The organism is Planktothrix sp., assembly GCF_046067725.1.
Taxonomy (GTDB): domain Bacteria; phylum Cyanobacteriota; class Cyanobacteriia; order Cyanobacteriales; family Microcoleaceae; genus Planktothrix.
Genome location: NZ_JBJUDF010000213.1, coordinates 1 through 9,647, shown reverse-complemented (window position 1 = coordinate 9,647; position 9,647 = coordinate 1). Strand labels below are relative to the sequence as shown.

General features: G+C 39.0%; 11 protein-coding genes and 1 pseudogene. 6 read left to right on the top strand and 6 right to left on the bottom strand.

The genetic code is table 11. From position 1 onward, the window contains the following. Positions 1-150: 150 nt before the first annotated feature. The 3 genes from ACKPEB_RS13130 to ACKPEB_RS13120 all read right to left on the bottom strand — a co-directional run bounded on the left by ACKPEB_RS13130 (position 151) and on the right by ACKPEB_RS13120 (position 1,863). Complete coding sequence (locus tag ACKPEB_RS13130) at positions 151-579, bottom strand: DUF488 family protein (protein ID WP_408965380.1); 429 nt, start codon at positions 577-579, stop codon at positions 151-153. A gap of 7 nt (positions 580-586) precedes the next feature. Further along, complete coding sequence (locus ACKPEB_RS13125) at positions 587-1,414, bottom strand: hypothetical protein (protein ID WP_408965379.1); 828 nt, start codon at positions 1,412-1,414, stop codon at positions 587-589. A gap of 62 nt (positions 1,415-1,476) precedes the next feature. Next, entirely contained in the window at positions 1,477-1,863 is a 387-nt protein-coding gene (locus ACKPEB_RS13120) for a DUF2203 domain-containing protein (RefSeq protein ID WP_408965378.1), read from the bottom strand. 43 nt (positions 1,864-1,906) lie between these two features. On the opposite strand from ACKPEB_RS13120, the gene ACKPEB_RS13115 reads away from it, so the two are divergent. Continuing rightward, the gene (locus ACKPEB_RS13115) at positions 1,907-2,230 is read left to right on the top strand and encodes a DUF6439 family protein (protein WP_408965377.1); all 324 of its coding nucleotides are present in this window, start codon (positions 1,907-1,909) and stop codon (positions 2,228-2,230) included. Between the two features lie 135 nt (positions 2,231-2,365). On the opposite strand, the gene ACKPEB_RS13110 is transcribed toward ACKPEB_RS13115, so the two are convergent. Continuing rightward, positions 2,366-2,842, bottom strand: coding sequence for an ATP-binding protein (locus ACKPEB_RS13110; protein ID WP_408965376.1), 477 nt, complete (start codon positions 2,840-2,842; stop codon positions 2,366-2,368). Between the two features lie 411 nt (positions 2,843-3,253). On the opposite strand from ACKPEB_RS13110, the gene ACKPEB_RS13105 reads away from it, so the two are divergent. Further along, positions 3,254-4,150, top strand: coding sequence for an alpha/beta fold hydrolase (locus ACKPEB_RS13105; protein ID WP_408965375.1), 897 nt, complete (start codon positions 3,254-3,256; stop codon positions 4,148-4,150). A 286-nt stretch (positions 4,151-4,436) separates the two neighbouring features. Here the strand turns inward: ACKPEB_RS13105 and ACKPEB_RS13100 are convergent, their stop codons facing one another. Both ACKPEB_RS13100 and ACKPEB_RS13095 read right to left on the bottom strand, forming a co-directional pair. Beyond that, positions 4,437-4,739 (bottom strand): (2Fe-2S) ferredoxin domain-containing protein, encoded by a 303-nt coding sequence (locus ACKPEB_RS13100; RefSeq protein ID WP_408965374.1) that lies wholly within the window; start codon positions 4,737-4,739, stop codon positions 4,437-4,439. A 250-nt stretch (positions 4,740-4,989) separates the two neighbouring features. After that, positions 4,990-5,541, bottom strand: a pseudogene (locus tag ACKPEB_RS13095) (putative PEP-binding protein); the annotation flags it as partial. 369 nt (positions 5,542-5,910) lie between these two features. Here ACKPEB_RS13095 and ACKPEB_RS13090 point away from each other — a divergent pair. From ACKPEB_RS13090 to coaBC, 4 genes are all read left to right on the top strand, one after another. Next, the gene (locus tag ACKPEB_RS13090) at positions 5,911-6,303 is read left to right on the top strand and encodes a winged helix-turn-helix transcriptional regulator (protein ID WP_408965373.1); all 393 of its coding nucleotides are present in this window, start codon (positions 5,911-5,913) and stop codon (positions 6,301-6,303) included. 863 nt (positions 6,304-7,166) lie between these two features. Beyond that, positions 7,167-7,781, top strand: a complete 615-nt coding sequence (locus tag ACKPEB_RS13085) for an alpha/beta hydrolase (RefSeq protein ID WP_408965372.1) — start codon at positions 7,167-7,169, stop codon at positions 7,779-7,781. 97 nt (positions 7,782-7,878) lie between these two features. Next, the gene (locus tag ACKPEB_RS13080) at positions 7,879-8,094 is read left to right on the top strand and encodes a DUF2555 domain-containing protein (protein WP_408965371.1); all 216 of its coding nucleotides are present in this window, start codon (positions 7,879-7,881) and stop codon (positions 8,092-8,094) included. A 36-nt stretch (positions 8,095-8,130) separates the two neighbouring features. After that, a complete protein-coding gene (gene coaBC, locus ACKPEB_RS13075; protein WP_408965370.1) occupies positions 8,131-9,399 on the top strand; it encodes a bifunctional phosphopantothenoylcysteine decarboxylase/phosphopantothenate--cysteine ligase CoaBC in 1,269 nt (422 codons plus the stop codon). Positions 9,400-9,647: the final 248 nt, after the last annotated feature.

The window sequence follows — 9,647 nt, the reverse complement described above, 5'->3', positions numbered from 1 at the left end:
ATTTTAGATGTTGCCGATCGGATTATTCACATGGAAGATGGTGCATTAGTCAGCAATTCAGAACTAACTCCTAATAATCAATTAACATCAAACACTTAACCTTAATTAATCCTATTCTAGTTAATCTAAACTCTATCAACTTAAGCTTATCTATTCCAAATGTTCAATTTGACTATTAGAAATGAGTTGAATCAGATGACTAGCAACATCTGTTCTATGACATCGATGAAAGTTCATTTCAGCACATAATAATAAAACGGTTCCTTTTTCAGCGAGTTCTGCAACTTCACGCAAAGCAATATCCGCTTCTTCTAAGTCAGGAGGAACCCAATTTTTTTGACCCGATATATTCCCTAAAGCAGTTTTAGAGATGTATTTAACATCATGAGCTTCACAAACTTCTTGAAGTTTATTACCATACCATTTGCGACTCCAAGCACGGGGAGTCATCCTCACATCAATTACAAAATCAACCTGATACTTTTTCAGATATTCTAAAAATTTGTCATGGTTTTTTCGATTACCATATCCAAAGGTTAGAATTAGTTTTTTTTTGAGTTCAGCAATATTATTATTCATATTTTTCTTAAAAATCAAACAAGTTTAACTGTGTATAATTTGGTTCTGGTGGCTCAGATTCTTTAGAAATAGATGGATAAAACAAACCGATAATCATAAAGGTTTGCCGATGATCTTTTAAATTGCCAACAATAAAGTATAAATCTTTTTTGTTTAAAAAGTCAATCTCTAATTTCTGTCTGACTTTTTCTAATGCTTCTGCTTCTCGTTCTTCTAAAGTAGATTTTTTTGAGATATCTCTACATTTTCGATAGAGTTCAAAAATTTCCCAATCATTAATTGAATATTTATGTTTTACTTGATTGTTTTCAATAAATTCGTAACCAAATTTGTAGGGTATTTTTTCCAGATTTGAAGGAATTTCAAAGAAGTCTAGTTGATCCAATGTGGCTTTTTGTTTATCTTCCCATTCACGCTTATCTTTTTTATAATAATATTTTATAATAGACTTGGGCTTAATAATTCCCAGAGACTTTCCTTGATCTTTAATATCTTGAATTGATTGAAATTGTAAGGGTAACACAAAAGACTTTCTTTCTGACCAATCATCTTCTGTTCCTATTTTTCTCAAGATTTGAATAGAACTATCATCTATACGATAACTTTCAATTCTTGAATCTTTATCATTTTTTTCAATATTTGCACTAATAATTGACCAGCGTGGATAACGTTGATCAAAATCTAGCTGTCGAAATCGTATAGGGTAAATGCGAATCCACTCACGAGGTTGTTCATTATCATCTAGCAAAACGCCAGCAGTACAGACAGTTTCTCGGTATTTGGTACTAATTGAAGGATAGGTTTTAGTGGCAATCAATATTTTTCTTCTTTCCATAAAAATTTTATGAATTTGCTGAAATTAACAGTTGTTCAAAAATATCTGATATCATGTAATTTCTAACCCCCTGAACAAGATTTCAACACCCAACCGATCACAATTCCTAACCCTCCAAAACGAACCGCTTGCCAAAAAGGTTCCTTGAAACTTCCCCAACTGACTAAACGGCTTTCTAAATTAAATTCTATGGTTTCTAACTGTATTTTTAATTGTTTTAATTCGTCTTTGAGTTGTTGCGATTTCGTTTGACGAATTTCGGGAATCACTTCATCAATCCGGTTTTTTAATTCAACTTGACGGTGTTGATCTTGTTGAATTTGAGCGAATCGTTCCTTAAGCTGAATGAAAGATTGTTCAACCTCTGCTAAGGTTTGTTCAAGATCCTGATTCTCATCGGGATCAGAATCATTTCCAGAAGATGGTTGAGACGATGGCTGACTTGGCATAATAGTAAAAAACCGAATTCACCCCGTAGTTGAAATTACCCTAATGACCAACCTCAATTCCACAACCTCCACCGCTTCTAACGCCTTAGAAAGCTCACGCACTGCTAATCTAAGCGATTATACCCCATTAGAACTTGCCCAAGCCTTAGCGGAACGATTAGCCATCCCTGAACGAGACTGGCATCGTCTCAAGTCTAACCGCAATGCTCGCGCTGGGGAACAGTTAGCGGCAGCATTAGTCTTTCTACTCACCAATCAACCAGAAGAAGTAATTCCTCGGTTAAATCAAGCCACTGGCTGGTTAGAACGCACCATTACGGCACCTCCTTGTCCCACCCATGGAACAACAGAAAAAAAACAACCCTAAGCCTCAAGAAATCACCCTAAAATTGGGAGTTGAAATCGAGGGATGCAGGAGCAAAAGACAGACACACTTCAAAGCTATAAACTCTCAACTCCCCATATATCAGGGGTTAGAACAGATTTTAACGGCTTAAAACCGTTACCAATCCTGTTGTTGTCTATAGAAGGTTGGCATTTTTTTACATAAGGTGAGTTCAGTTCCCGTTCGATTCCATTGCACACGATCAAAGATTTGATAAAGAATGTACAACCCTCGACCGCATTCATGTTCATCATGGGGTAAATCAGAATCAGAGGTATTGTGTTCACAATCGATGTCGTCATGAAATTGACATTGACAAGGCGGTTTGAAACCACAACCTTGATCTGATATAATCCACCAGCAATGATCTTGAATCACACAAAAGCGGACAACTACTGTTTTACTGGGGTCTAGCTGGTTGCCATGCTTGGCAGCATTGACAAGTGCTTCTTGCAGCCCAAGGCGAACTTCGGCTTGCAATTGGTCTGGAATCTCAGCCAAAAGCAAGTCCAAAATCGGACAAAGATACAAGGTAGAAGCAAAGCTAATAGTGACCCAGTTACGTTTAACCGGACGCGATGTTAAAGCAATCACACGGAAAACTCCCTGGCAACATGGTGGATAAACCTCACACCCTGCATGGTGATAAATTCTCTCCTGCTATGGAATTTAAGCTCAGTAGGTGAGCGTGAGTACCCGTTCATTCATTAGATTACCAAAAGAATAAGAAAAAACACAATTAATTTTGAAAAATAGTGTAATTTTTTTGTATTATATTTGAATTACTGTCAAGCTCAACCCAAGAAAAATCAAGGGATTTTGAAGAAAACAGGCTAAGAGAGGACTTAGATTGCAGTGTTGATCAGAATGACAAATTAATGCTTCGCCTTTGATCTAATCAATAAATATTAGTAGCTATTGATACAGAAGACTAAATCATCAGCCATCTTTCTAGGACTTTTGTTAATATTATTCATGTAACTTAACATTACTTTATAAAACGATATGATCACAACCCCAACGGTCAGCACTGACGTGATCCCCGGACAATATTGGCAATGGCGGGATCAATTGATTTACTATGTGCGTGCGGGTGAACGTCACCCCCAGCGTCCCCCTTTACTGCTCGTTCATGGGTTTGGAGCTTCTACGGATCACTGGCGTAAAAATATACAAGAGTTACAATCGGATTTTGAAGTGTGGGCCATTGATTTATTAGGGTTTGGTCGGTCTGCAAAACCCAAGAGAGAATATAGTGGTCAACTGTGGCGAGATCAGCTTCAGGACTTCATTACAGAGGTGATTGGTCAACCTGTGATTTTAGCCGGAAATTCCCTGGGGGGGTATGCGTCCCTTTGTGTTGCGTCCCAATGTCCATCAACGGCTAAAGGTCTAATTTTACTCAACAGTGCTGGGCCCTTTACGGAGACTGATCCCCGTCCTGAACCTCCTTTATGGAAAAAAGCGGTTTCTACTACCATGCGATCGCTGTTTCGTCAAGATTGGGTGAGTTTTTTAATTTTCCAATGGACAAGACGCCGTTCTATAATTCGCAAAACCTTACTTAAAGTTTATCTTGATCCCAGTGCGGTTACGGATCAATTAGTAGAAGAAATTTATCGTCCTTCCTGTGATCCCGGTGCGGCGCAGGTGTTTGCGTCGGTGTTCAAAAGTCCTCAAGGGGAAAAAGTGGATGTATTGTTAAATCAGTTAAGCTGTCCTCTATTGTTAATTTGGGGAGAAGGTGATCCCTGGATGAATTGTCGAGAACGTAGTCGCAAATTTCATCAATATTATCCTCAATTACAGGAATATTTTCTCCAGGCGGGTCATTGTCCCCATGATGAAGTTCCTGAACAGGTAAATAATTTGATTCGGTCTTGGGTGTTAGAACAGGTGTAGGCTACCTTTTTGAAACTATCAGAACTTACGCAAAAACCCGGTTTCTGAACCGAAAATCAAGCTTGTCGCTCTCAGCCTCAATGAGAAACCGGGTTTTTTAACCCTTGTGTATACACAACAGCTTATCTATAGTGCTACGCGCAAGGGAACAGCTTAACTGGGAACAGTAAGAATTGAAAGGGTTTTAGAGTTTAAAAATGTCCTAACCGTCATGCGTAGCGCTATATAGGTAATCATAGATTTTTGGCAGTTTTTAACGTTAAGATGCGATCAATCGCAACAACGGTTAAGAATATTGATAGCGAGGGTGAAGGCGGGGGTTAAGTTTATCTTGGACGGGTTGACCGTGTTTGAAGTGTTGTTCAACAATGAGGGTAACTTCTTCCGGTTTCACGCGATAATACCAAATTTCATCGGGGGTGACTCGCACCGTTGGGCCAATATTACATTGACCTTGACAACCACTGGCTTCTATTATTAGTCCCTCAATCTTATAATTTTCAAAAGCCTCCAGAACTGCAACTGAACCGTGTCGCTGACAAGACTGATGTTGACAAATTAACACACAACGAGAAGTTTGATTTTTCATAAACGGTTCTGAATTACAATGGATGACGCTGTTTATGTTGACTATAAATTTAATATACAGGATAGACTCTTTCTACAATTTAACTAAAAAAATAGAAACCGGGTTTTTGAGTGAATTAGGTTTTTTTACCTTAATCTTTGTAGAAAAACCGGGTTTTTGGGAGGTAATGACAAACCCTAAGAAAAACTGCTTTAGGATGAATTCACTAAAGCAGTCATTAACTTACACCACTTTTCAATTGTTTCATTCCCTAGCGGGATGATTCCATCTCAGCAATATCCAAAGTTGTCCTCAACACCGAATCAGGATTTAAACTGATGGAATCTATTCCTAATTCCACTAAGAAACGTGCAAATTCAGGATAATCACTCGGTGCTTGACCACAAATTCCGATCTGATGATTGTAAGTTTTAACCGTTGCGATCGCGATTTCAATCATGCGTTTTACGGCTTCATCTCGTTCGTCAAAAATAGGAGCCACTAACGCAGAATCTCCATCTAATCTTAACATTAATTGGGTTAAATCATTTGACCCGATGGAGAAGCCATCAAACACTTGACAAAACTCTTCAGCCATTAAAATATTACTGGGTAATTCACACATCACATAGACTTGTAAGCCGTTTTCTCCCCGAACTAACCCGTGTTTTGCCATTTCCGCTTTTTGAATCCCAACGGAGAGGGCAATATTAAAATGATCAAACCCTTTTAAGGTACGATAGGAAATGGCGCAATCAGTAAAAATAGAGGCAAAACAATAGTGCGTTGCATCTAAGACGCCTTTGGCTCCTTTAATATTTAAGTAGGTTTCTTGATCACAGTGACTACCTAATGCTTAGATAGTGATTATGTAGTTTTATTGCAAAATAAGTCTGTTAAGGGAAAAGGCTATTTCTATCTTGATTTAGACAGATTTAGTATTTTCTCTAAAATATAAAAGGGTTGATCCCCAAATTTTAAGCGTCGAGTTCAATTGAGTTTTGATTGGATTAAACTTCGGTGGATGAGCGAATACTCGACGTTGAATTGCTCCTACTTTTATCTTATTGCTTCTGTTGGAAATCGACATCCCTCTTGGTAAAATAGTATTAGTTACTTAATGGAAAGAAAGGCGACAGATCGGCTTCTGAGAGATATTTTAAAAAACATTAAGTTTTTTTAGGAGGCGCGAATGAAAGTTAAGGAATGTTACAAAACCGCCGAAGTGTGGAATAGTAACCAATGCCTAGACATGATGTGTCCGATTGAGTTTATTTTGGAATTAATCGGAACAAAATGGTCAATCTCTATCCTACGGGAGTTGTTTCGAGGAAACCAACGCACCCATGAACTGTTAGAGGCGTTACCCGGTATTAGTACCAAAACCTTGACAGTGCGGTTGCGGGAGTTAGAAAAACATGGGTTAATTCATCGTAGAGTTTATGCTGAAATTCCCCCCCGTGTAGAATATTCTCTGACGGAAAAAGGATTAGAACTGCAACCAGTTTTAATAGCTTTAAAACAAGTCGGAGAACAATGGTTAAAAGACAGTCACTGTATTTGTCCATTAGAGGTGACGCTCTAAACAAGGTTTAGGGGAAAAAACCTGATTCAAAGTTTCCCTGTTGTTTTCTATAACCCGCGCTGAAATGGATTTCACAACTAACATCAAACATCTATTTCACAGGATTTTTGAGATTAGATCCCGATTGAAATCCGAGACAGGAAGCGGGTTTGACTGTTTTAAATTAAAAATTATTGAAACTTGATGACAATGTGTTATGGCGCTACGCATGACGCTTAGGACATTTTTAAACTCTAAAACCCTTTCAATTCTTACTGTTCCCAGTTAAGCTGTTCCCTGTTCCCTTGCGCGTAGCACTATAATCAATTTTCTCGATTTCCTTTTTTAGAATTCTTTTCGGGATTTTATCTTAATAGATTTGGGGCTGATGGAGCGATCGCATTGTATTGAATATTCTTACCCTAAAAGATGGTGCGTGCGCGTTGATGGAACACGCTAAAATTGATTGGATTTTAGGGGATTTAACAGAACAGTCTCAAGGATTCGTTAATTTTCAAGAAATGGAGCTAATTTGCGCTTATTCCAAATCGAGTAGGAAACTAACGACAAGGGGAACTAAGACCAAAACCTAGAAGCCCAAGGAATAGTAAAGAAGGTTGTCGCCAAAAGGAGAGCATTTTCTCAAAAGAGATATTGAGCCCGATGGCTAACATTAAAGAAAAAACCGTGATTTTTACAAATATTAATAATGCCGGATGGTGCATGAGTTTAAAAAACTTTTTTGCTTTTGACAATTTAATAGAATATTTTTGATGATCTTCAATCATTCTTGAAACACTTTGACAAAAAACTCAAAAAAAAATCAGTAAAAATGAAGATGCCAAGGGATTAAAATAATTCAATGTTGAAAATTAATGGCAATCATGGCTTTAAAGTTTATATCCATTCCACCCCAAACCAGAAAACCTCCCCATGGGTTAATCGTGATGATGCACGGTTGGGGAGCTAATGCAGAGGATCTAACTTCCCTAGCAGCAATGCTGCGTTTACCGGAATATCAATTTATTTTTCCTCAAGCTCCCTTGGCCCATCCTCAATCTCCTTTAGGACGGGCTTGGTATGCTTTAGAAACTCCTGAATATCAAGGATTAGCGGAAACTCAAACGGAAGTTAAGGAATGGTTAAAATCTTTAGAGACCAGTACAGGGGTTCCGTTATCCAAAACTATTTTAGGGGGATTTTCTCAAGGAGGTGCGATGACCCTAGATGTGGGGCGTTTTTTTCCTTTAGCGGGTTTAATTAGTTTAAGTGGTTATTTGCATTTTTCCCCGGAACCATTGGATCACCCGTTACCTCCGGTGTTAATTGTTCATGGAAGACAAGATCCGGTTGTTCCTGTAGAAGCAGCCCAGCAAGCTAGAGATGTGTTTCAACAGTTAGGGGCGAGTGTGGATTATCAGGAATTTAATATGGGTCATGAAATTCGGCCAGAGGTTTTGGGGTTAATAAGAAGTTTTGTAATGAATTGTATGCCATAATCCCCCCAATGCCCTTAGTATAGAAATGGGGAAATCAATTGGTGACAACCCTGCTGATCAAGCTCCAAGCAAATGCAATTCACGGGAGGTGTAACTCATGGAAACCTTGACTCGATCCTCACCGCAACAGATTTCAACTCTAAGCGCCGATGATGTTGCACAATTGGCTGCACGTCTGGAACGAGATGATTATAACAATCCCTTTGAAGGACTCAATGATTGGCATTTGTTACGAGCGATCGCGTTTCAACGTCCAGAGCTTGTGGAACCTTATATTTACTTGCTCGATCTCGAAGCCTATGATGAAGCGTAACAATTCAATAGTCTGTAGGTTTCAACTGGATTAACAATGAGAATCATTTCGCCTTCCACCTTCGAGAAGCGGATTTTAATTGGCATCAGTGGAGGCATTGCAGCTTATAAAGTCTGTGAAATTGTTTCAACCTTAGCCAAAGCTGGGGCTGATGTTCGGGTAATTTTGACCGACTCAGCCCAAGAATTTATTACTCCCTTAACCTTTGCAACCCTCTCTCGTCAATCGGCTTATACCGATCAAGATTTTTGGCAACCGACTCATGGACGCCCGTTACATATTCAGTTAGGGGAATGGGCGGATGTGTTTTTAATTGCTCCCCTGACGGCCAATACTTTAGCTAAATTAGCCACCGGGTTCGCTGATAACTTACTCACAAATACGGTTTTAGCGTCTAATTGTCCCGTGTTACTGGCTCCAGCCATGAATCGAGAAATGTGGAAGCAAGTTTCTGTACAACGGAATTGGGAAACCCTGCTTTTAGATTCTCGGTTTCAGGGTATTACTCCGACGGCTGGAATTCTCGCCTGTGATCTTCCGACGACCAGAACGGCTAATTCTTCTATCGAAGGTGCGGGACGGATGGCTGAACCGAAACAGATTTTAGCTCATCTGGATTCGTTATTGCACACTCAAGGAAAACGAGATTTAGAGGGAAAACAAGTCCTCATTAGTGCGGGAGGAACGAGAGAACATCTTGACCCGGTACGATTTATTGGTAATCCCTCAACGGGTAAAATGGGGCTGGCTTTAGCACAGGCGGCAATTCATCGGGGGGCATCGGTGACGTTGGTTCATGGCCCGATGAGTACAGAGTTATTGGCAACTTTGCCAGAAGTTAAGTTGGTTCCTGTCCTCAGTGGTGAGGAAATGTATCAGGAAATAATTAAACGATTTTCTTCATCGGATATAACGGTGATGGCGGCGGCGGTAGGAGATGTGAAACCTGCTATGTATAGTGAGGATAAATTACCGAAACACCTTTTACCCACAGAATTGCCATTAAAGCCTATTGTTGATATTATAGCAGAATTAGGCAAAATGAAGCAACCCCTCCAAAAGTTAGTCGGGTTTGCGGCACAAACTGGGGAAATTTTAAAGCCTGCTCAAGATAAATTAAAGCAAAAAAATTTAGATGTTATTGTTGCTAATCCGATTGATTTACCGGATGCTGGTTTTGGAACTGAAACCAATCAAGCTATATTTTTAAGTCGTCAAGGTCGAAAGTTAGAAATTGCGGCTTGTAGTAAATTGCAATTAGCCCATCAGCTATTTGATTTTATTTGGTTGGCGGTTGACAGTTGAAGATATCGCAGATTTACAGTTTCAATCCCTGATAGGGATTAATTGTTATTGTAACAATGGGCAACTTGTCCCCCTAATTATGAGTATGTTCCTGTTTCAATCCCTGATAGGGATTAATTGTTATTGTAACAAATTAATTCAATCATATTTACCTCCCAGAAAGAGGTTTCAATCCCTGATAGGGATTAATTGTTATTGTAAATAATCTGATAGGTGTTACAATAACAATTAATCCCTGATAGGGATTA